The sequence below is a fragment of the Stenotrophomonas sp. WZN-1 genome (genome assembly GCF_002192255.1).
Lineage (GTDB): Bacteria > Pseudomonadota > Gammaproteobacteria > Xanthomonadales > Xanthomonadaceae > Stenotrophomonas.
This window is the reverse complement of record NZ_CP021768.1, coordinates 2,892,671-2,914,331: the sequence shown is the minus strand read 5'-3', so window position 1 is coordinate 2,914,331 and position 21,661 is coordinate 2,892,671. Positions and strand designations below refer to the sequence as shown.

At 66.9% G+C, this 21,661-nt stretch carries 21 protein-coding genes; 14 read left to right on the top strand and 7 right to left on the bottom strand.

Annotation, left to right across the window (positions count from 1 at the left end):
* Positions 1 to 64: 64 nt before the first annotated feature.
* The 3 genes from CCR98_RS13790 to CCR98_RS13780 all read left to right on the top strand — a co-directional run bounded on the left by CCR98_RS13790 (position 65) and on the right by CCR98_RS13780 (position 2,732).
* A complete protein-coding gene (locus CCR98_RS13790; protein WP_087923070.1) occupies positions 65 to 1,582 on the top strand; it encodes a fumarate hydratase in 1,518 nt (505 codons plus the stop codon).
* A gap of 121 nt (positions 1,583 to 1,703) precedes the next feature.
* Positions 1,704 to 2,039: a hypothetical protein gene (locus CCR98_RS13785; protein WP_087923069.1), complete on the top strand. Its 336-nt coding sequence runs from the start codon at positions 1,704 to 1,706 to the stop codon at positions 2,037 to 2,039.
* Positions 2,040 to 2,096: 57 nt separating this feature from the next.
* On the top strand, positions 2,097 to 2,732 hold the full coding sequence (locus tag CCR98_RS13780; RefSeq protein WP_087923068.1) for a glutathione S-transferase family protein: 636 nt from the start codon (positions 2,097 to 2,099) through the stop codon (positions 2,730 to 2,732).
* Positions 2,733 to 2,827: 95 nt separating this feature from the next.
* Here CCR98_RS13780 and arsC read toward each other — a convergent pair whose 3' ends face one another.
* The 3 genes from arsC to CCR98_RS13765 form a co-directional block, all read right to left on the bottom strand.
* Positions 2,828 to 3,169: an arsenate reductase (glutaredoxin) gene (gene arsC, locus CCR98_RS13775; protein WP_087923067.1), complete on the bottom strand. Its 342-nt coding sequence runs from the start codon at positions 3,167 to 3,169 to the stop codon at positions 2,828 to 2,830.
* Positions 3,169 to 4,323 carry a phospholipase A gene (locus CCR98_RS13770; RefSeq protein WP_087923066.1) on the bottom strand — a complete coding sequence of 385 codons (1,155 nt, stop codon included), beginning with the start codon at positions 4,321 to 4,323 and terminating at the stop codon, positions 3,169 to 3,171. The genes arsC and CCR98_RS13770 overlap by 1 nt, the downstream gene beginning before the upstream one ends.
* A gap of 117 nt (positions 4,324 to 4,440) precedes the next feature.
* Positions 4,441 to 4,926 (bottom strand): DUF456 domain-containing protein, encoded by a 486-nt coding sequence (locus CCR98_RS13765; protein ID WP_087923065.1) that lies wholly within the window; start codon positions 4,924 to 4,926, stop codon positions 4,441 to 4,443.
* Positions 4,927 to 5,161: 235 nt separating this feature from the next.
* Between CCR98_RS13765 and CCR98_RS13760 the strand changes: the two genes are divergently transcribed.
* Complete coding sequence (locus tag CCR98_RS13760) at positions 5,162 to 5,371, top strand: cold-shock protein (RefSeq protein ID WP_087923064.1); 210 nt, start codon at positions 5,162 to 5,164, stop codon at positions 5,369 to 5,371.
* A gap of 72 nt (positions 5,372 to 5,443) precedes the next feature.
* On the opposite strand, the gene CCR98_RS13755 is transcribed toward CCR98_RS13760, so the two are convergent.
* Positions 5,444 to 5,938, bottom strand: coding sequence for a glycine zipper 2TM domain-containing protein (locus CCR98_RS13755; protein ID WP_006377417.1), 495 nt, complete (start codon positions 5,936 to 5,938; stop codon positions 5,444 to 5,446).
* 136 nt (positions 5,939 to 6,074) lie between these two features.
* Entirely contained in the window at positions 6,075 to 6,509 is a 435-nt protein-coding gene (locus tag CCR98_RS13750) for a cytochrome c (protein WP_087923063.1), read from the bottom strand.
* A 79-nt stretch (positions 6,510 to 6,588) separates the two neighbouring features.
* Here CCR98_RS13750 and CCR98_RS13745 point away from each other — a divergent pair, with 79 nt between their 5' ends.
* A complete protein-coding gene (locus CCR98_RS13745; protein WP_049444765.1) occupies positions 6,589 to 7,416 on the top strand; it encodes a tRNA threonylcarbamoyladenosine dehydratase in 828 nt (275 codons plus the stop codon).
* Between the two features lie 78 nt (positions 7,417 to 7,494).
* Here the strand turns inward: CCR98_RS13745 and CCR98_RS13740 are convergent, their stop codons facing one another.
* Both CCR98_RS13740 and CCR98_RS13735 read right to left on the bottom strand, forming a co-directional pair.
* Positions 7,495 to 8,268, bottom strand: coding sequence for a TatD family hydrolase (locus CCR98_RS13740; protein WP_087923062.1), 774 nt, complete (start codon positions 8,266 to 8,268; stop codon positions 7,495 to 7,497).
* Entirely contained in the window at positions 8,265 to 8,480 is a 216-nt protein-coding gene (locus CCR98_RS13735) for a DUF6116 family protein (RefSeq protein WP_014037787.1), read from the bottom strand. Before CCR98_RS13735 ends, CCR98_RS13740 begins: the two co-directional genes overlap by 4 nt.
* 163 nt (positions 8,481 to 8,643) lie before the next feature.
* Here CCR98_RS13735 and CCR98_RS13730 point away from each other — a divergent pair, with 163 nt between their 5' ends.
* From CCR98_RS13730 to CCR98_RS13690, 9 genes are all read left to right on the top strand, one after another.
* On the top strand, positions 8,644 to 9,489 hold the full coding sequence (locus tag CCR98_RS13730; protein WP_014037786.1) for a glycine zipper 2TM domain-containing protein: 846 nt from the start codon (positions 8,644 to 8,646) through the stop codon (positions 9,487 to 9,489).
* A gap of 126 nt (positions 9,490 to 9,615) precedes the next feature.
* Positions 9,616 to 10,158, top strand: a complete 543-nt coding sequence (locus CCR98_RS13725) for a GNAT family N-acetyltransferase (protein WP_014037785.1) — start codon at positions 9,616 to 9,618, stop codon at positions 10,156 to 10,158.
* A 176-nt stretch (positions 10,159 to 10,334) separates the two neighbouring features.
* Positions 10,335 to 10,991, top strand: a complete 657-nt coding sequence (locus CCR98_RS13720; protein ID WP_087924200.1) for a glutathione S-transferase family protein — start codon at positions 10,335 to 10,337, stop codon at positions 10,989 to 10,991.
* Between the two features lie 78 nt (positions 10,992 to 11,069).
* On the top strand, positions 11,070 to 13,349 hold the full coding sequence (locus tag CCR98_RS13715) for a thiamine pyrophosphate-dependent enzyme (RefSeq protein ID WP_087923061.1): 2,280 nt from the start codon (positions 11,070 to 11,072) through the stop codon (positions 13,347 to 13,349).
* Positions 13,350 to 13,352: 3 nt separating this feature from the next.
* Positions 13,353 to 15,296, top strand: coding sequence for an asparagine synthase (glutamine-hydrolyzing) (asnB, locus tag CCR98_RS13710; protein WP_087923060.1), 1,944 nt, complete (start codon positions 13,353 to 13,355; stop codon positions 15,294 to 15,296).
* Between the two features lie 66 nt (positions 15,297 to 15,362).
* Complete coding sequence (locus CCR98_RS13705) at positions 15,363 to 15,923, top strand: NAD(P)H-dependent oxidoreductase (protein ID WP_075677329.1); 561 nt, start codon at positions 15,363 to 15,365, stop codon at positions 15,921 to 15,923.
* Positions 15,924 to 16,220: 297 nt separating this feature from the next.
* The gene (locus CCR98_RS13700; RefSeq protein WP_075677331.1) at positions 16,221 to 17,651 is read left to right on the top strand and encodes a replicative DNA helicase; all 1,431 of its coding nucleotides are present in this window, start codon (positions 16,221 to 16,223) and stop codon (positions 17,649 to 17,651) included.
* Positions 17,652 to 17,824: 173 nt separating this feature from the next.
* Entirely contained in the window at positions 17,825 to 20,068 is a 2,244-nt protein-coding gene (locus CCR98_RS13695; RefSeq protein WP_087923059.1) for a TonB-dependent receptor, read from the top strand.
* Positions 20,068 to 21,660, top strand: a complete 1,593-nt coding sequence (locus CCR98_RS13690; RefSeq protein WP_087923058.1) for an alkaline phosphatase D family protein — start codon at positions 20,068 to 20,070, stop codon at positions 21,658 to 21,660. The genes CCR98_RS13695 and CCR98_RS13690 overlap by 1 nt, the downstream gene beginning before the upstream one ends.
* Position 21,661: the final 1 nt, after the last annotated feature.

The window sequence follows — 21,661 nt, the reverse complement described above, 5'->3', positions numbered from 1 at the left end:
CCCGGTGGCAGAGGGGGTAAAATGGGCGGATTACCCCCGCCAGCCTCCAGCAAGCGAGCAAGTCGTGACATCGATCAAGCAGGAAGACCTCATCCAGTCCATCGCCGACGCGCTGCAGTACATCTCGTACTACCACCCGGTCGACTACATCAAGAACCTTGCCGCTGCCTACGAGCGCGAGGAGTCGCCGGCCGCGAAGGAAGCGATGGCGCAGATCCTGATCAATTCGCGCATGTGCGCCGAAGGCCACCGCCCGATCTGCCAGGACACCGGCATCGTCACCGTGTTCCTGGAAATCGGCATGGACGTGCGTTGGGATGACGCCACCATGGGCGTGGAGGACATGGCCAATGAAGGCGTGCGCCGCGCCTACATGCACCCGGACAACAAGCTGCGCGCCTCGGTGCTGGCTGATCCGGCCGGCAAGCGCGTCAACACGAAGGACAACACCCCGGGCGTGGTCAACGTCAAGGTGGTGCCGGGCAACACCGTCGACGTCATCGTCGCCGCCAAGGGCGGTGGTTCGGAAGCGAAGACCAAGTTCGCCATGCTCAACCCGTCCGATTCCATCGTCGACTGGGTGCTGAAGACCGTGCCGACCATGGGCGCCGGCTGGTGCCCGCCGGGCATGCTCGGCATCGGCATTGGTGGCACCGCCGAGAAGGCGATGCTGCTGGCCAAGGAAGCGCTGATGGAGCCGATCGACATCACCGAGCTGCAGGCCCGTGGTGCGTCCAATCGCATTGAAGAGCTGCGCCTGGAGCTGTACGAGAAGGTCAACGCACTCGGCATCGGTGCACAGGGCCTGGGTGGCCTGACCACCGTGCTCGACATCAAGATCAACGACTACCCGACCCACGCGGCCAACCTGCCGGTGGCGATGATCCCGAACTGCGCGGCCACCCGCCATGCACACTTCACCCTGGATGGCAGTGGCCCGGTGATGCTGGACCCGCCGTCGCTGGAAGACTGGCCGAAGCTGACCTACGACGCATCCAAGGGCACCCGCGTGGACCTGGATACGATCACCCCGGAGGACGTGGCCAGCTGGAAGCCGGGCCAGACCCTGCTGCTCAACGGCAAGCTGCTCACCGGCCGCGACGCTGCGCACAAGCGCATGGTCGACATGCTCAACAAGGGCGAGCAGCTGCCGGTCGATCTGAAGGGCCGCTTCATCTACTACGTCGGCCCGGTCGATCCGGTACGTGACGAAGTGGTGGGCCCGGCCGGCCCGACCACGGCGACCCGCATGGACAAGTTCACCCGCCAGGTGCTGGAGCAGACTGGCCTGCTGGGCATGGTCGGCAAGGCCGAGCGCGGCCCGGCGGCGATCGAGGCGATCCGTGACAACAAGTCCGCCTACCTGATGGCTGTTGGCGGTTCGGCCTACCTGGTGTCCAAGGCGATCAAGGCCGCCAAGGTGGTCGGTTTCGCCGACCTCGGCATGGAGGCGATCTACGAGTTCACCGTGCAGGACATGCCGGTGACGGTGGCGGTGGATTCCAGCGGTGAGTCGGTGCACAAGACTGGCCCGCGCGAATGGCAGGCCCGCATCGGCAAGATTCCGGTGGTGGTGGAGTAAATCCTCCCGCTCCGGTCCAGGCAACGGCGCCGTGTGGCGCCGTTGTTGTGTGCGGCGAGGATCAACGATCCTGCAACCGCGTGCCTGCTAGGCTCGGCACGAACTCACACTGGATGTGTCCATGACCCCGCATCGATCCATCATGGCTGGCATCGTGCTGGCGCTGGCCGGCTGCAGCACCCCGGCATCGTACGAAGGTGCGGGTTTTTCCGCGTCCTCGCAGTGCCGAATGCAGTGCCAGGCAAGCCATCGCAGCTGCATGGCACAGGGCAGTACCGGCAACAGTGCCTTCAGCTGCGAACAGCAGGTGGTGCCAGCACCGGACAAGCGCTGCAAGGACGTTGCCAACCCCGAGCTGCGCCGCGCCTGCGAGCTGAAGGCGCATGACTGCACGATGCGCGCGCCGATGATGTCCTGTGGCGAACGCCGCGATACCTGCATGAGCAGCTGCGGCTGAGCAACGGCCCTCGCACGGACGCATAATCGGCCGGTCCACCTGCACAGGATCCGCCGCATGAGCACGACGCTGTATGGTTCGACAAGCACCGCCGCCCTGGTGGTGCACTGGCTGCTGATCGAGCTCGGCATCGAGCATGAGTTGGTGCTGCTGGATTTCGACGCGCGCGAGCACAAGTCGGCGGAGTACCTGGCACTGAATCCCGCCGGCGTGGTGCCGACGCTGCTGATTGATGGCCTGGTACTGACCGAAGCGGCGGCGATCGCACTGTATCTGGCGGACCGCCATCCGGAGGCCGGTTTGTTGCCGGCCCAGGGTTCGCCGCAGCGAGGTGATGCCTACCGCTGGATGTTCTGGTGTGCCAATACCCTGCAGCCGGCCTATCGTGCCTGGTTCTATCCGCACGAGGTGGCGGGCGAGGCAAACGTGGAGGCCAGTCGCGAGATGGCGCGGCAGCGCCTGGAGGCGGCCTGGCAGCATGTGGCCACGCACCTGCTGGCGCATGGGCCCTACCTGCTGGGCGCAACGCCCTGCGTGGCCGACTACATGCTGGTGATGCTGATGCGCTGGTCGCGCAACATGCCCAGGCCCAGTGATACCTGGCCGCCGCTCAAGGCGCATGCCACGGCGATGAAGGCCCGTCCGGCGTTCGCAGAGGTGTACCGCCGCGAAGGCATCACCGACTGGCGGTAACCCGTTCTGTAGGGCCGAGCCATGCTCGGCTGCATTCATGGGCAGCACGCGAACCGCAGCCGAGCATGGCTCGGCTCTACCAAAAGCGGGGCGGCTTACAGGATCTCCAGCACCGTTTCCGGTGGGCGGCACAGCCGCGTGCCCTTGGGGGTGCGCACCACCGGACGGTTGATCAAGTGCGGGTGCTCGGCCATCGCTGCCAGCAGGGTGGCGTCGTCGGCATCTTCCAGCCCGAGTTCGGCGAACCGGGTTTCCTTGCTGCGCACCAGATCACGCGCGCTCAGTGCCGACTCGGCCAGCACCTGGCGCAACGCGGCTACGTCCGGTGGGTTACCCAGATATTCGATCACCACCGGGTCGAAGCCCGCATCGCGGATCAGCTTCAGTGCGCCGCGCGAGTTGCTGCAGGCCGGGTTGTGCCAGATCGTCACGTCCATCAGAACCACTCCAGCAGCGACACACCCACGCCGACATAGGTGGCCTTGTGGTTGTAGTCGATCATGCTCTCGCCATAGCCGTCGAAGACCTGCACGTGGCCACGCAGGAGGTTGCTGATCGGGAAGCCGTAGTCCAGCTGCAGCGCGCCGTGGGAGCGGCTGCCGGTGCGCAGCGAATGGCGCGCCATCAGCGCGACCTCGTGCCCGTTGCGGTTCCAGATCAGGGTCGCGTCGCCCCGGCCCATGTAATCCTCGATATCCGGATTGTTGTCTTCGCTGCGGCTTTCCGGGATGCGGTACCAGGGGCGCAGGACCAGCGCCCAGTTCTCGCGATCCAGACCGATATTGAGCATGACCCGGTTCCAGCTGCGCGAGAGCGGATCGGCTCGTCCGTTGGACTGGTGGTTGAGGCTGATGCCGGTCATGCGCCCGCGCCAGCCACCGATCGAGTAGCCGTTGCGGAACACCATCATCACTTCCGGCTCGTAATTGGTTTCGCGGAACGGGCGCGAATCCTCGCTGTTGTAGGCCTGCCAGCGCGAGCTCTGGGTGTAGCCGGCCCAGATGTCGCCGTTGTCGCCGAACAGGTTCTCGGCGATCTTGGTCTTGAAGCTGATCTGGAACTTCAGCTCGGCACTGTCCAGCACCTGCGGCGTGGTGACCGTGTTGGCCGGGTTCGGTGAATGCGGCGTGGTGTTGCGGTCGCTGGTCCAGAACGCAGGCAGCAGGTACACCGGCTTGTAGGCGCGCAGCTGGAACGGCCCCAGCTTGGAGTCTTCGGCCAGCTCCCAGCGGCTGTCCAGCAGCGAACCGCGGCCGGCGTTGGCCAGCGCGCTGTCCGGTGTCGCCGGGCGGAACAGGTCGCTGACCCGCTCGCGCAGCTTTTCCTCGCCCTGGCTGACGCGCGCGGTCTGTCGTTCTTCTCGGCGGGCCTGCGCAGCCGCTTCGGCGGCGGCATCGGCGGCGGCGGTGGCCTCCGGGGTACGCCCGAACAGGCGGTCATAGCAGGCCAGGCGGGCCACGTCGGTGGTGATTGCCGCGCAGGCGGCCGGCGAGGTGTCGGCCCTGGGCGCAAACTCCTGCGCAGCCAGCGGTGCACTGGCCAGGGCAAGCGCCAGCGGCGCCAGACGGGGAAGCAGCGTGGGGAGGGTCATTGCAGCAGGCCCTTCGATGGATACGGGAATCGCACAGTGTGGCGGCTGCACCGCATCGCGGCCAGCCCCACGGTTATGCACGGCCACGGCGTGCGCGTGGCGTGAAGGCCAGATGGCTCAGAAGAACCAGGCGAACGCGAACAGGCCCAGCATCGCGATCACCACCGCCAGTTTCAGTGCCAGGCCGAGCAGGATGCCGAGCCAGGTGGCCAGGCCGACCTTGGTCGAGCGGCCGAGTTCCCGGGTGTGCCAGTACTCGCCGAGCAGGGCGCCGATCAGCGGTCCGGCAAACAGGCCGATGGGCATGAAGAACAGGCCGACGATGCTGCCGATGAAGGTGCCCCACAGGGCCTTGCGGCTGGCGCCGACGCGCTGCGCGCCGACCACGGTGGCCAGCACGTCCACCAGCAGGGAAAGCAGGGTCAGTACGCCCAGTGCGACCAGGGTCGGCCAGCCGACATGGGCGAAGCCGTCGGCCCAGGCCGCCAGCAGCAGTCCGATGAACACCAGCGGGATGCCCGGAAGGGCCGGCAGGACGATGCCAGCGATGCCGATCAGGACAAAAATGACCGCTAGCAGATATAAGATGAATGAGAGTCCCATGCTGTCCCGTATGGTGTCCGTTTTGGGGTTGACAGTGAAAGATTTTGCCAGTTGCATTTTCGTTTTGGGCGGGTTAAGTTGCAGTCGCTGAGCTTGGCAAGGTCACCGTGGATCGTGGCCTGATGAAGCAAGATCTTCCCGATCCGCTGCATCGATGCACCTCGCTTCCCCCTTGCTTGTCAGCCGCCCACCAGGCGTTTCCAACAACAAGAGAGAGTCAAAGGGAGTTAGTGAGATGGCTGATCGCGAGACCGGTACCGTAAAGTGGTTCAATGATGCAAAGGGCTTCGGCTTCATCAGCCGGCAGAATGGCGAGGACGTGTTCGTGCACTTCCGCGCCATCGAGACCCAGGGCTTCAAGAGCCTCAAGGAAGGCCAGTCGGTGACCTTTGAAGTCGTGCAGGGCCAGAAGGGCCTGCAGGCTGACAAGGTGCAGCCGGTGTAATACCCGCCGCCCGTCGGCATGAAAAAGGCCCGCGCAAGCGGGCCTTTTTCTTTGCGCATGGCCCGGTGCGGATCAGCGCAGGATGACCTTGCCGTTGACCACGCGCACGTAGGTGTTCTCGCGGATGCCGCCGAGGTCACGCTGGTTGACCACGATGGTGCGGCCATCGTCCATGCGCACGCTGATGTCGTAGGTATCGCTGGTCACGTTCTTCTGGATCTGGTTGCCGGCCAGTGCGCCACCGACCGCGCCTGCAGCAGCGGCGATGTTCTTGTTGCCGCGGCTGCCACCGGTGTGGTCTGAGATCTCATGGCCGGCTACGGCGCCGACGATGCCGCCGAGGATCGCGCCGGTAGCGCTGGGGGCGGTACGGCCGGACTGCACGGTGTTGATGCGGGTCACGATGCCGCAGTCGGCACAGCGGCCCTGGTTGTATCCACCATTGTTGCCGTAGCCGCCATTGTTGTAGCCGTTGTTGTAACCACCGCCACCGTAGCCGCCGGGGGTGGCACAGCCAGCCAGGGCGAGGGTTGCGATGGCACTGGCAGCGATGAGCTGGATCTTCATGGGGCGTCTCCTGGCCGTGAAGGCGGGTGCGTTGGGTGGTACTGCGTCATGCAGCAGGGTGGACGAATCCTCTCCTTTCGAACGTGAACAACGCGCCAACCGTGCGTGTCCTGACCGGCTGCAGGATGAATGCGCGTCAGCGGAAGTCCTGGTGGCAGGCACGGCAGTCCGCCTGCAGTGTTTCCACCACCTGGGCGAGGGCCTTGCAGTCGCCTGGCGGTGAGGCCAGTGCCGTGTTGAGGTTGCCGCGCAGCTGGCTGGCGTGCTGCTGGAACTGCGCACTGTCCTTCAGCCCGGGAAAGGCCAGATCCAGATCGTTGGACAACAGGCGCATGGCCTGCAGCCGCGGAACGCTGTCGGCCAGGCTGCAGCGGTTCTGCTGCTGGGCCTGCAGCAGCAGCTGTGACTGCCGTTGCATCACCTGCATGAGGCTGTCCGGAAACGGGTCACGGCGGGCCTGCAGGGCACGGCCGACCATCACCGTGGCGATCAGGCCGACCAGCAGGCCCAGGCCGAGCACGAACAGGTAGCGATGAGCGATGGACAGGCGGCGGGGCGGGCTGGCATTCATGCGGGCTCTCCGGGCATGCAACGGTGGGTTCGATGCTGGCGTACTGCGGGCGCCGGCACCTGCACGTTAAAATAGCCCGATGAACGAACAGGTCAAACAACGCTTCGCCGGCATCGAACGGCTGTATGGCGTGGGCGCACTCGAGCGCCTGCAGGGCAGCCGCGTGGCGGTGGTGGGCATGGGCGGCGTCGGCTCGTGGGTGGTAGAGGCGCTGGCCCGTTCGGCGGTCGGCCACCTGACCCTGATCGATGCCGACGATATCTGCGTGTCCAATACCAACCGGCAGCTGCCGGCGATGGAAGGCAATTACGGGCGCAACAAGGCCGAGGCGATGGCCGAGCGCTGCCGTGCGATCAATCCGGACATCGAGGTGGATGCCGTGCAGGCGTTCCTGACCGTGTCCAACATGGCCGAGCTGCTGGACCGGGGGTTCGATCTGGTGATCGATGCCTGCGACAGCTTCCGGGTCAAGGTCGAGACGATCGCCTGGTGCCGCCGCCGCAAGCTGCCGCTGCTGACCGTTGGCGCCGCCGGTGGCCGTACCGACCCGACCCTGGTGCGCATCCGCGATGTCTCGCGCACCGAGCACGACGCCATGCTGGCGCTGATCCGCAAGAAGCTGCGCAGCGAGTTCAACTTCCCGAAGAATGCCAAGCGCTACTTCGGCGTGCCGGCGGTGTATTCGCTGGAGAACGTGAAGTACCCGCAGGCCGATGGCAGCGTCTGTGGCCTCCGCCCGAACCTCGGCGCCGATGCGGCGTTGAAGCTGGACTGTGGCGCCGGCCTGGGCGCGGCAACCCACATCACCGGCGCGTTCGCCTTCGCGGCGGTGGGCAAGGCGCTGGAGATGCTGCTGGAGCCGAAGAAGGTGAAGGCTGAAGTGGTCGAGGATCACGCCGACGCGTGACGGTAGTGCCGGCCGCTGGCCGGCGACGCCGGAATGATTGAATCGGCGCAGATGCCGGCCAGCGGCCGGCACCTACCGTTACATTGCGGGCAGCGCGAACAGCCGCCGCGCATTCTCCGTCGTGGCCTGGGCCACGGCGTCCAGCTCCATCCCGCGCAGCGCGGCCACATGGCGGGCAATGGTCGCCAGCCGCGCCGGTTCGTTGCGCTGGCCGCGGATGCCGGCGTCGGGCTGGTCGGGTGCGTCGGTTTCCAGCAGCAGCTGTTCCAGCGGCATCTCGCGCACCAGCCGCTGCAGCCGTTGCGCGCGCTCGTAGGTCAGCGGGCCACCGAGGCCAAGCAGGAAGCCCTGCCGGTGCAGTTGCGCGGCCTGTTCGGGGCTGCCGGAAAAGCTGTGCACCACGCCGCGCAGGCCGCCGATGCGGCGGATGGCGGCGATCACCGCATCCACCGCGCGTCGCGCGTGCACGATCACCGGCAGCTCGAATTCACGGGCCAGTGCCAGCTGGCCGATGAAATACACCTGCTGAGCCTCGGCATCCAGTCCTTCGACGAAGAAGTCCAGGCCGCACTCGCCGATCGCACACGGGCGTTCGCGCTCGATCCACCCGCGCAGCAGGGGCAGGTGCCCGGGCTGGTGCTCGGCCAGGAACATCGGATGCAGGCCGTAGGCCGGGTACAGTCCCCGCGCCTGCTGGCAGACCTCGCGCAGCTTCGGCCAGCTGGCCGCGGTCACCGCCGGTACCACCTGCAGGCGCACCCCAGCCGCCTGCGCACGTTCGACCACGGCGGCGCGGTCACGGTCGAACTCGCTGGCATCCAGATGGCAGTGGCTGTCGACCAGCACGCTCAACGCTGTTCCAGCGGCGGGGGCGTGATGGCGTTGCGGCTCTTCCAGTTGGCCAGCAGCAGGGTGCCGAAGCCCAGCACCAGCTCATCGACGAACGGAATCGGGTCCGGGATGAACAACGTCAGCACGAACAGGCCGGCGGTGAGTTTGAACAGGGTCGGGTAGCGCAGCCGGCGGGCCCATTGCAGTACCGGCAGCAGCATCGGGTTGGCCATGGCGGGAATCCTGGTTGGGGATATGCAAACGCTACCACGGGCCCAGCATTTCCCGACGCTGAATGGGTTACAGCAATGAGCAGGAAATGTGGAGATTCCGTTCAGGCAGCGCATGCTGCAATCTGGTCCGAGAACGTTGCGGATGGTCCGCAAGGAGCAGGTCATGAAAAGCACAACTACAACTGTCCTGGTCGCAGCGGGCGCGCTGCTGGTCGGTGGCATCGCCACCGCCGCCTTCATGAAGAGTGGCGACAAATCGCCCGATTCCATCAGCGCCGCAACCCCCAATGGCGAGTCGCGCCTGGTCGATGGCAGTGCCACCGACGATGGCGCGCGTGGTGACAAGCTCGACCCGTCCGCACCGCGCGGCCTGGAGTACGCCGATGTGCTGAAGGTCGATCCGATCACCGAAAAGCAGAAGGCGTATGCCACCGTGATCGGCACCGATCCGGTGCGTGAGACCTCCACCACCCAGACCCCGCACGAGGTCTGCCAGGACGTGACGGTGCAGGAGCGCCTGCCGGAGCGTGATGGCAACGTCGGCGGCACCGTGGTCGGCGCCGTGGTTGGTGGCCTGCTCGGCAACCAGGTCGGTGGCGGCAACGGCAAGAAGGCCGCCACCGCAGCCGGTGCCGTGGCCGGCGGCTTCATCGGCAACCAGATCGACAAGCGCCACGTGGGTGGCCGCGTGGTCAACCGTACCGAGCGCCAGTGCCATACCGAGACCGCTACCTCGGAGTCGAGCCGCGTCACCGGCTACAACGTGACCTATCGCAACGAGGACGGCACCACCGGCACCATGCGCATGGCCAGCAAGCCGGGCAACCGCATCGCCATGGGCAACACCGATGTGGTCAAGGGTTACAACGTGACCTACCGCTATGACGGCGCCGAGAAGACCGTTCGCATGGACAACAAGCCGGCCAGCGATCGCCTGCCGGTGGTCGATGGCCAGCTGGTCACGCAGACCGCTGCCGCCGGTGCCACTGCCGCAGCCACGCGCCAGTAATCCCGGCGAAGCATGCAGTACCTGACGGGCCGGCTCATGCCGGCCCGTTTCGTTGTAGCCGGCGATATTCATCCGCGCAGGGAAGCAATCCTCCATCATGGATGCCCCCTTCGACATGGAGCCGGCATGAGCATCTTCGACCTGCGCATCGAAACCGAGCGGCTGATCCTGCGCCCGCTGCTGCGCGAGGACTACGAGCCGTACCTGGCGTTCTGCGCCGACGAGGACACGATGCGCACCCTCGGTGGCGTGCAGCCGCCCTCGGTGGCCTGGCGGGGTTTCTGCAGCTTGGCCGGCGCATGGCAGTTGTTCGGCTTCTCGATGTTCAGCGTGATCGAGAAATCCAGCGGCGACTGGATCGGGCGGATGGGACCGTGGCAGCCGCAGGACTGGCCGGGTACCGAGGTCGGTTGGGGCATCCGCCATGCCAGTTGGGGCAGGGGCTATGCGCCGGAGGCGGCGGTCGCTGCGATCGACTGGGCCTTCGACACGCTGGGCTGGGATGAGGTGATCCATACCATCGCCGAGAACAACGACAACTCCCGGGCCGTGGCACGCAAGCTCGGCAGCACCCTGCTGCGCATGGGCGAGTTGCCAGCGCCGTACAACGACAAGCCGATGCAGATCTGGGGCCAGTCGCGCGAACAGTGGCGGCAGCGCGCGCGCTGAGCGTCGCCCGGTATTGCCGGCCGGTGGCCGGCAATCTCCTTGCAGCAGGATTCATGCGATTGCCGGCCAGCGGCCGGCACTACCGTGTAGCCATGCTGCACCCGCGCTTGGCAATCACCGGCGTGCTTGCCAGACTGCACGCAGCCGGCCGCCGGCCGGATCCGAGGGAGCAGGCAATGGTGGAAGAGCGCGTCCCGTTGACGGTGCACGGCATGTCGGTGTCAGGCAATTGCCACAAGGTCCGCCTGCTGCTGGAGCAGCTCGGCAGCCGCTACCGCTGGGTGGAAGTGGACAGTGCCAATGGCCAGACCCACACCCCTGAGTTCCTCGCGCTCAATCCCAATGCCAAGGTACCGCTGATCGTCCGCGACGATGGCCGCGTGCTGACTGAATCCAACGCGATCCTGTTCTGGTTGGCCGAAGGCACGCCCTACCTGCCCACCGATGGCTGGGAGCGTGCGCAGGCACTGAGCTGGATGTTCTTCGAGCAGTACACGCACGAGCCGTGCGTCGCGGTCGCGCGCTTCATCCGCGGCTGGACCCCGCCTGAGTCGCCGCGTCGTGCCGAACTGCCACGCCTGCACGAGCGCGCCGCCATCGCGCTGGCGGTGATGGAGCAGCATCTGCGTGAAGCGCAATGGTTCACCGGCAGTGGGTACGGCATCGCTGACATCGCGTTGTTCGCCTACACCGACGTCGCAGGCGAGGGTGGAATCAGCCTGCAGCCATTCCCGGAGCTGCGTGCCTGGCTGCAACGCGTGCGCGGGCAACCGCGCTTCCTGCCGATGCCGGCAGTGACCGCCGAGGTGCGCGCACGCTTCGAGGCCGCGTGACTCTCACCAAGGTGACCCCCACAGGGTAGCGCCTGGCCAACGCCGGGCGGGATGCAGCAACGACACGGAGGGTGTTCGATGTTCGCTGTGGTTCCAGATCCGATTCCCGCACGCATGCGCGTGCTCAACCGCGCCGACGTGTGCGACGCCAATTTCCTTGACGCGGTCCGTGGCTGGCGCGGTACCCCGCGCCCGCGCCCAGCGCCGGATGCGCCGATCCTGCCGGGCAGCACGCTCACTGCTGCCGCGTTTGGCGAGCTGTTCGATTCGCAGCTGGCCAGCCGCCAGCTGGACCTGATGGCGCGCGTGCTGCGCGTGCAGAACAAGGTTTTCTACACCATCGGTTCTTCCGGCCACGAAGGCAATGCGCTGTTGGCGCGGGCCTGCCGGTATACGGATCCGGCGTTCCTGCACTATCGTTCCGGTGCCTTCATGGCTGAGCGCTCGCGCCAGGTGCCGGGGATCGACCCGCTGCGCGACGCCGCGCTGTCCTTTGCTGCCAGCGCCGATGACCCGGCCAGCGGGGGGCGCCACAAGGTGTGGGGCAGCAAGCCGCTGTGGGTACTGCCGCAGACCTCGACCATCGCCTCGCATCTGCCGAAAGCGCTGGGCACCGCGCTGGCCATCGAAAGTGGCAAGCGACTGGGCCACGAACTGCCGATTCCGGCCGACAGCATCGTGCTGTGCTCGTTCGGCGACGCCTCGGCCAACCATGCGACCGCGCAGACTGCGTTCAACACCGCGATGTGGTCGGCCTACCAGAAGTTGCCGGCGCCGGTCCTGTTCGTCTGCGAGGACAATGGTCTGGGCATCTCGGTGAAAACACCTGAAGGCTGGATCGCAGAACGCTTCAGCCGTCAGCCGGGGCTGGACTATTTCCATGCCGATGGCCTCGACCTGGCCGCCGGTCACGCGCAGGTGCAGGCGGCGGTGGAGCACTGCCGGCGCACGCGGCGGCCGACATTCCTGCATCTGCGCACCACGCGCCTGATGGGGCACGCCGGCACCGACTTCGAAGTGGAATGGCGCGCGTTGCCGGAGCTGTGTGCGGCCGAGGCGCAGGATCCGCTGCTGCGCTCGGCACAGATCGCGATGGAATCGGGCTGGATGGATGCGGCCGCCATCGAGGTGGCCTACGAGACGATGCGCGCGCGCTGCATGGCCGCCGCCGCCGATGCCGAAGGACGCCCGAAGCTGCAATCGCTGCGCGAAGTGATGGAGCCGCTTGCGCCCTATACGCCGGCTGCGGTGCAGGCCGAAGCACGGCGCGAGGTGTCCGCCGGGACGCGCGAAGCGCTGTACGGCGGTGCGGAGGCCCTGCCCGAACGGCAGGCGCCACGCCACCTCGCGATCCAGATCAACCACGCCCTGCAGGAACTGCTGGCGAAGTATCCGCAGAGCCTGCTGTTCGGTGAGGACGTCGCACAGAAGGGCGGTGTCTACACCGTCACCAAGGACCTGCTGCGCCGCTTCGGCCCACGCCGGGTGTTCAACACCCTGCTGGACGAGACCATGATCCTGGGCATGGCGCAGGGCCTGGCCAACCTGGGCATGCTGCCGATTCCGGAGATCCAGTACCTGGCGTACCTGCACAACGCCATCGACCAGGTGCGCGGCGAAGCGTGTTCGCTGCAGTTCTTCTCCAACGACCAGTACCGCAACCCGATGCTGATAAGGGTGGCCGGGCTGGGCTACCAGAAGGGCTTCGGTGGTCACTTCCACAACGACAACTCGATCACCGCGCTGCGCGACATCCCCGGGCTGGTAGTGGGCTGCCCGTCACGTGGCGACGATGCGGTGATGATGCTGCGCACGCTGGCCGCACTGGCGCGGGTGGATGGGCGCGTGGCGGTGTTCCTGGAGCCCATCGCGCTGTACATGAGCAAGGACCTGCACGACGCGGGTGATGGCCAGTGGCTGTTCGACTACCCGGCACAGGGGCAGACGCTGGTGCCGGGCGAGGGCCGGGTCTATGCGCCGGAGGCCGGCGACCTGGTGATCTATACCTATGGCAACGGCGTGCCGATGGCATTGCGCGCATCACGGGCGATCGAGCAGCAGCTGGGCTGGCAGGTGCGGGTGGCCGACCTGCGCTGGCTGGTACCGCTGGACGCCGGCTTCATCGCCGCCCAGGCTGCCAGCGCTCGGCGGGTGCTGGTGCTGGACGAAGGACGGCACAGTGGCGGGGTGGGGGAGGGCGTGGTCACCGCGCTGGTCGAGGCCGGGTTCGGCCATCTGCCGTTGCGCCGGGTCTGTGGTGCCGATACCTACACGCCACTGGCGGGGGCAGCAATGTTCGGGCTTCCAAGCGACAATGCGGTGATTGGCGCCGCCCTCGACCTGGCGCAGGAACCCTGATGCATGTGTGGATTGGCGGGAATGTTGTTGCCGGCGCCGCTGGCGTCGGCCGAGGCGCTGCAGGCGCAGGCGCTGGCCATGGGCCAGGCGCTGCACCATCGCGGGCCGGATGATGGCGGCAGCTGGGTCGATGCCGAGGCGGGCATCGCGCTGGCGCATCGGCGGCTGAGCATCCTTGACCTGTCCCCGCTGGGCCACCAGCCGATGGCCTCGGCCGATGGCCGCTACGTGATGGCCTACAACGGCGAGGTCTACAACTTCGCGGCCCTGCGTGAGGAACTGGAGCCGCTGGGGCATGCCTTCCGCGGCCATTCCGACACCGAAGTACTGCTGGCGGCGATCCTGCAATGGGGCGTGGAAGACACCCTGCAGCGCTGCAACGGCATGTTCGCCATCGCGCTGTGGGACCGCCAGGAGCGTTGCCTGTGGCTGGCCCGCGACCGCGTCGGCAAGAAGCCGCTGTACTACGGCTGGGCCGGCGACACGCTGGTGTTCGGGTCGGAACTGAAGGCGCTCTGGCAGCACCCGGCGTTCGACAACGACATCGACCGCGATGCGCTCACATTGCTGCTGCGGCTCGACTACATTCCCGCGCCGCACAGCATCCACCAGCGCTGCTACAAGCTGATGCCGGGCCGCGTGCTGCGCCTGGACGCGGCGGCTGTGGCCGCAGGTGCCGCGGCACATCGCCCGGAGCAGGCACAGCGCCCGTACTGGGATGCGCGCGCGCGCATGCAGGCTGCGCTGGCCGCACCCTTCCAGGGCCGCATCGAGGACGCCGAGGAGCAGCTGGACACGCTGCTGCGCGACGCGGTGGCGCTGCGCATGGTGGCCGATGTGCCGGTCGGCGTATTCCTGTCCGGCGGTACCGACTCATCGCTGGTGGCGGCGCTGATGCAGGCCCAGAGCGGGCAGCCGGTGCACAGCTTCAGCATCGGCTTCACCGATTCGGGACATGACGAAGCACCACTGGCCCGGGAGCTGGCGGCTCACCTGGGCTGCGATCACACCGAGCTGTACGTCAGCGGCGCCGATGCACTGGCGGTAGTGCCGCAGTTGCCGGCGATGTTCGACGAGCCTTTTGCCGACGCGTCGCAGGTGCCGACGGCGCTGGTCGCCCGGCTGGCGCGGCAGGGCGTGACCGTGGCGCTGTCCGGCGACGGTGGCGATGAGCTGTTCTTCGGCTACACCCGGTATGTACGCGCGCTGCGCAACTGGCAGATGCTCGGCCGCGTGCCGGGGCCGCTGCGGCGTTGGATGGGTACACGCGCGCAACACCAGGGCGAGGCCTCGCGGACCGGTGGCCTGGCCGCGCTGCTGGCCGAGACCGGCGCACGTGGCATCGGCGACGTCTACCGCAACCGTATCTCGCGCTGGCGCGACCCGGCCGCGGCGGTGCCCGGCGCGCAGGCCGCCGGCAGCTTCTACGACCTGGCTGATCCGCTGCACGGCGCGGGGACGCCGGCCGATGCGATGATGCTGGCCGATTTCGTGACCTACCTGCCGGACGACCTGTTGTGCAAGGTCGACCGCACCTCGATGGCGGTCAGCCTGGAGGCACGCGCGCCGCTGCTGGACTGGCGCGTGGCCGAGTTCGCCTGGTCGTTGCCGCTGGGCTTCAAGCGCAGCGAGACCACCAGCAAGGTGCTGCTCAAGCGCGTGCTGGGCCGTTACGTGCCGCAGTCGATGGTGCACCGTCCCAAGCGCGGCTTCGGCGCACCGGTCAGTGATTGGCTGAAGGGTGACCTGCGGCCCTGGGCCGAGGACCTGCTGCAGCCGGCGCGGCTGGAGCGTGAGGGCGTGCTGTCGGCGGCGGCGGTGCAGCCGTTGTGGCAGCAGTTCCTGGGAGGACAGCGCAAGTGGCATACCCATCTGTGGAACGTGCTGATGTTCCAGGCCTGGCAGGCGCATTGGCGGCAGGTGCGCGCAGGCGTTGTGGGCAGCTGATCTTCACTGGCGTGCACGGGCCCGGCGGCTAGGCTGGGCCTCCCGCACCGTGAGGAGTATGTCCCGATGTCCGTCCCCACCATCGCCGTGTTCGTCGGCAGCCTGCGCAAGGATTCCTGCAACCGCAAGCTGGCCCATGCGCTGGAGAAGATCGCCGGCGATCGCGCGCGCTTCCAGTACGTGCAGATCGGCGACCTGCCGCTGTACGACCAGGACTTCGACGCGCACTATCCGCCGCAGGGTACCCGGCTGAAGGACCAGGTGCGCGCCGCCGACGCGGTGCTGTTCGTGACCCCCGAATACAACCGGTCGGTGCCGGGCGTACTCAAGAACGCCATCGATATCGGCTCGCGCCCCTACGGCGACAGTGCGTTCGCCGGCAAGCCGGCGGCGGTGATCGGCGCCTCCATCGGCCAGATCGGTACCGCCGTGGCCCAGCAGCACCTGCGCAACAGCCTGGCTTTCCTGGACATGCACGTGCTGGGCCAGCCCGAGGCGTTCATCCACTTCAAGGATGGCCTGATCGATGCCGACGGCACGATCCACAACGAGGGCACGCAGAAGTTCCTGCAGGGTTACGTGGACCGGTTCCTGGCGCTGATCGCGGTGCACGTCAAGGGCGATTGAGACCGCTGGGTCAGCGCCCTCTGCTTCGCAGAGGGATCCGACCCCACATCCAGCCGAGCGGGCGAGAGCCCGTGCGTCGCACGGGATCCGACCCTGGTCGCCTGATCTGCGATAATGGTCTGCTCGGGCACCGCAATGGCGCCTGTCGCAGGCAGTGCGACGCCCCCACGCCAGTCTGGCCAGGCGCCGGCGGATATCCCCCGTTTCTCCACGGCTTATCCACAGGCTTGTCCATGGCCGCCGGGGTCGGCGCATGCCTACACTCGTCTGGCCCACTTTTGCAGGAAACACCGCAGCATGTCCGCTCGTCCCGGCTTCCGTTCCAACCGCAGAGAGCGCGGTGATGGCTTCGATCGCGATCGCGACGAGTCGCGCATCGACCAGTTGCGGGTACCGCCGCATTCGGTGGAAGCCGAGCAGGCGGTGCTGGGTGGCCTGATGCTGGCGCCCGAGGCGTATGACCGGGTCAACGACCAGCTGACCGAAGGCGACTTCTACCGTCGCGATCACCAGATGATCTATCGGGCGATCCGCGAGCTGTCCGAGCGCGAACGGCCGTTCGATGCGGTGACGCTGGGTGAGTGGTTTGAATCGCAGGGCAAGATGGAACTGGTGGGCGACGGCGCCTACCTGATCGAACTGGCCAGCACCACGCCGTCGGCGGCCAACATCGTGGCCTACGCCGAGATCGTGCGTGACAAGGCGGTGCTGCGGCAGCTGATCCAGGTCGGCACCGACATCGTCAACGACGGTTTCCAGCCCGAAGGGCGTGACAGCAGCGAGCTGCTGGCCTCGGCGGAAAAGAGCGTGTTCGCCATCGCCGAACAGGGCGCGCGCGGCCGTACCGATTTCGTGGCCATGCCGGGTGCGCTGAAGGATGCCTTCGAGGAGCTGCGCAACCGCTTCGAGAACGGCGGCAACATCACCGGCCTGCCGACCGGTTACAACGATTTCGATGCGATGACCGCCGGCCTGCAGCCGACCGACCTGATCATCCTCGCGGCCCGCCCGGCAATGGGCAAGACCACCTTCGCGCTGAACATCGCCGAGTACGCGGCGATCAAGTCGAAGAAGGGCGTGGCGGTGTTCTCGATGGAAATGTCGGCATCGCAGCTGGCGATGCGCCTGATTTCCTCCAATGGCCGCATCAACGCGCAGCGCCTGCGTACCGGCCAGCTGGAAGACGAGGACTGGAGCCGCGTCACCAGCGCGATCAAGATGCTGAAGGAAACCAAGATCTTCATCGACGATACGCCGGGCGTGTCGCCGGAAGTGCTACGCTCCAAGTGCCGCCGTCTCAAGCGCGAGCATGATCTCGGCCTGATCGTGATCGACTACCTGCAGCTGATGAGCGTGCCGGGCAACAGCGAAAACCGCGCGACCGAAATCTCGGAGATCTCGCGTTCGCTGAAGGGGCTGGCCAAGGAACTGAATGTGCCGGTGATCGCGCTGTCACAGCTCAACCGCTCGCTGGAAACGCGTACCGACAAGCGCCCGGTGATGGCCGACCTTCGCGAGTCGGGCGCAATCGAGCAGGACGCGGACATGATCGTGTTCATCTACCGCGACGACTACTACAACAAGGAAAACTCGCCGGACAAGGGCCTGGCCGAGATCATCATCGGCAAGCACCGTGGTGGCCCGACCGGTTCGTGCAAGCTGAAGTTCTTCGGCGAGTACACCCGCTTCGACAACCTGGCCCACGATTCGGTCGGCTCGTTCGAGTAACGGTGATGCCGGCCGCTGGCCGGCAATCACCTCCCGGCCCGTAAACCATCCGGAACGCAAAAATTCCGTATGTGGCGTGTAAATGACATGTAACGCGCCGCTTCTACGATTCCGCCGCTGCTGCCCTTCGACGCCGCCCTTCGGCGTCCAGCGTGCCCAAGGAATCCGCCTCCATGTCGTCCCACGCTCCGCTTCGCCGCAATCTGCTGGCCCTGCTGGTCTGTGCTTCGCTGCCGTCGCTCGCTGCCGCTGAAACCGCTCCCGCTCCCGACGCGCAGTCGGCGACCACCCTCGATTCGATCTCGGTGATCGGCCGCGGCGAAGCCCGCCAGGTGCAGCGCGTGACCGCCGAGGACATGAAGATCCTGCCGCCCGGTGCCAACCCGCTGAAGCTGCTGGCCAGCAAGCCGGGCGTGCACTTCGAGTCGGCCGATGCCACCGGCGCCTACGAATGGTCCACCACCATCAGCCTGCGTGGTTTCAACCAGAACCGCCTGGGCTACACGCTCGATGGCATCCCGCTGGGCAACATGGCCTATGGCAACAGCAACGGCCTGCACATCAGCCGTGCGGTGATCAGCGAGAACCTGGGTGGTGCCGAAGTGTCCACCGGCATCGGCGCGCTGGGCACGCCGTCCACCAGCAACCTCGGTGGCGTGTTCCAGTTCTATTCGATCGATCCGTCCACCGAGTACGGCGTGGTGCTGGCGCAGGGCTTCGGCAGTGACAGTGCGCGGCGCAGCTATGCGCGCCTGGAAACCGGTGAGCACCAGGGCTTTGCTGCCTACCTGTCCGGCGTGTATTCGGAAGGCGACAAGTGGAAGGGCAAGGGCTCGCAGGAGCTGAAGCAGTTCAACGGCAAGGCCACCTACAACTTCGGAACGGACAGCAGGATCACCGCGTTGTTCAATGCGTCGCGCCGCGTCGAGGCGGACTACCAGGACCTGTCGCTGGAGATGATCGATCGCCTCGGCTGGGACTGGGACAACTACGCGCCGGACTGGGATCGCGCCGTCGCCGCGGCACGCGGGAAATTCAGCGGCGGCGTCAACAGCCCGTGGGATGCGTACTACTCCGGCCACGGCCTGCGCAACGATGACCTGTCCAGCATTGCCGGCGATTTCGGCCTGAACGAGTCGATGCGGTTGAAGGTCAATGTCTACAACCACAGCAACCGTGGCCAGGGCCACTGGTTCAGCCCGTCCAATCCGTCCAACCCGGGCACCAGCCGCGAGATTCCGATCTCGATCCGCACCACCGAGTACGCGATCGACCGTACCGGCGTGACCTCGGCGTTCACCTGGAACGTCGGTGGCCACGAACTGGAAGCCGGTCTCTGGTACGAGGACAACGGCCACAGCGTGCAGCGCAACTTCTACTACATCGACGGCCCGATCACCGACGACTTCTTCCTGCGCAACCCGGACCAGCGCGTGTGGCACCAGCGCTACACCACCATCACCCGCCAGTTCTACGTGCAGGACCGCTTCCGCCTGTTCGATGACCGGCTGACCATCGACATCGGTGCGAAGTCGCCGCACACCCGCACCAGCGTGCGCACGCCGCTGGGCAGCTATGCCAACAACAGCAGCCTGACCTCGAAGAAGGGCTTCCTGCCGCAGGCCGGCTTCAACTTCAAGCTCAACGAAGGCAATGAGATCTTCGGTTCGTTCGCCAGGAACATCGCGGCCTATGCACTGGGCGTGGGCAGTCCGTTCAACGTGCCGCAGGCCGCCTTCGATGCCAGCGCCCAGAACCTGAAGCCGGAACAGTCGCGCACGATCGAGCTGGGTTGGCGTGGCTACGGCCGCGGCTATGAAGCCTCGGTTGCGGTGTACGACGTCACGTTCGACAACCGCCTGCTGGCGATCGCACAGTGCGTGGGCATCCTCGGTTGCCCGGCGCTGTTCTCCAACGTCGGTTCGGTGACCAGCCGTGGCGCCGAGGCGACGCTGCAGCTGAAGCCGATGCAGGACCTGTCGTGGTCCAACGCGCTGTCCTGGAATGACAGCACCTACGACAACGACTACGTGAACAACGGCGTGGTGCCGACCCGCGGCAGGAAGACCGTCGACACCCCGGAATGGATGTTCGCCAGCACCCTGGCCTGGACCCCGGGCTCGTGGGACATGCGACTGTCGGCCAACCACATCGGCAAGCGTTACGTGACCTACACCAACGATGTGTCGGTGCCGGGCTACTGGCTGGTCAACGCTTCGGTGGCCTATGACTTCGGCAAGCTCGGCCCGGCGCAGAACCTGACCGTGGCGATGAACCTGACCAACCTGACCGACAAGCGCTACCTGTCTTCGATCAACACCAACGGCACCTACGCCGCCGACCCGACCCGCAGCCTGGCGACCATGCAGGTCGGTGCGCCGCGGCAGGTGATGGCCACCGCAACCGTGCGCTTCTGATGCGCGGGCCTGTCGATCCGGAACGCCGTCGTCGTCTGCTGCGCATGGCGTGGCAGGGCACGGGGGCGGCGATCGCGCTGGCGGCGATGCCGGGGCCGGCCACGGCCGGCCCACGGCCGCGGCTGGGGCGTGATCCGTTCACCCTCGGTGTCGCCGCCGGTGATCCGGATCCACAGGGGGCCGTGTTGTGGACGCGGCTGGCACCGGACCCGCTCAATGGCGGCGGCATGCCGCCGCGGGCGGTGCCGGTGCGCTGGTTCGTGGCCGAAGACCCCGGCATGCGCCGGCTGGTGCAGCGGGGGACTGCGGCCGCGGTCCCCGAGCTGGCCCACTCGGTGCACGTGGAGGTCAACGGCCTGCGCCCAGGCCGCGACTACTACTACCGTTTTGCCTGCGACGGCGATGAGGAAAGCGCGGTCGGCCACTTCCGCACCGCGCCGCTGCTGGACACGCCACTGCAGCAGCTGCGGCTGGCCCTGTGCACCTGCCAGGCCTGGAACAGTGGCTACTACCCGGTGCTGCGCGACATCGCACAGAGCGATGTCGACCTGGTGCTGCATGCCGGTGACTACCTGTACGAATACAGCCCGCTGCAGAACGCGCGTGGTCGTGCGCTGGATGCCGAGCGCTTCAGTGGCGAGACCGTGAGCCTGGAGCGCTACCGTGACCAGTACGCGCTTTACAAACTCGATCCGGATCTGCAGGCCGCGCACGCCGCACACGCGTTCGCGGTGATCTGGGACGACCATGAAGTGCAGAACGATTACTCCGGCATCCACCCGGAAAAGCCCGGCGTATCGACCGAGGATTTCATCGTGCGTCGTGCGGCCGCCTATCGCGCGTTCTACGAACACCTGCCGATGCGCAGCACACCTGCGGGCAACGGCGGCCTGCGCGTGCACCGGCGGCTGCGCTATGGCGACCTGGCACAGCTGACCCTGCTCGATTGCCGCCAGTTCCGCCCGGCCAATCCCTGTGGCGTCGGCGAGTCGCCACGCTGTGATGCCGCACTGGACCCGCGCATGAGCATGCTCGGCGTGGGCCAGGAAGCGTGGTTCGCGCAGTCGATGGCCGCCGCGCAAGGCACGCGCTGGAACGTGGTGGTGCAGCAGCTGCTGATGGCGCAGCTGCGGCTGGACGGCGGCACGCCACGCGAGCGCTTCTGGAACGACGCCTGGGATGGCTATCCCGCCGCACGCAACCGGTTGCTGCAGGCGATGCAGGCGGGCGGGCAGGGCAATGCCATCGTGCTGGGCGGCGACTGGCATTCCTCTTTCGTCAACGATCTGAAGCTGGATTTCGACGCGGCCAGTGCGCCGGTCGTGGCCACCGAATTCATCGCCCCGGCGATCAGCAGTGGTGGTGACGACACGCCGTACGGGCCGTACTACGGGCCATCGTTAGCGCAGAACCCGCATATCCGCTATTTCGACGGCGACCGCCGTGGCTGGTGGAAGCTGCAGCTGAACCGGCAGACCGTGGACGCCGAGCTGCGCTTCGCCGACAGCGTGCTGCGCGCCGATGCGCCGGTGCGTACCGCAGCGCGCTTCCAGGTGGCCCACGGCCGTCCGGGCGCAGTGCAGCTCCTGTAGA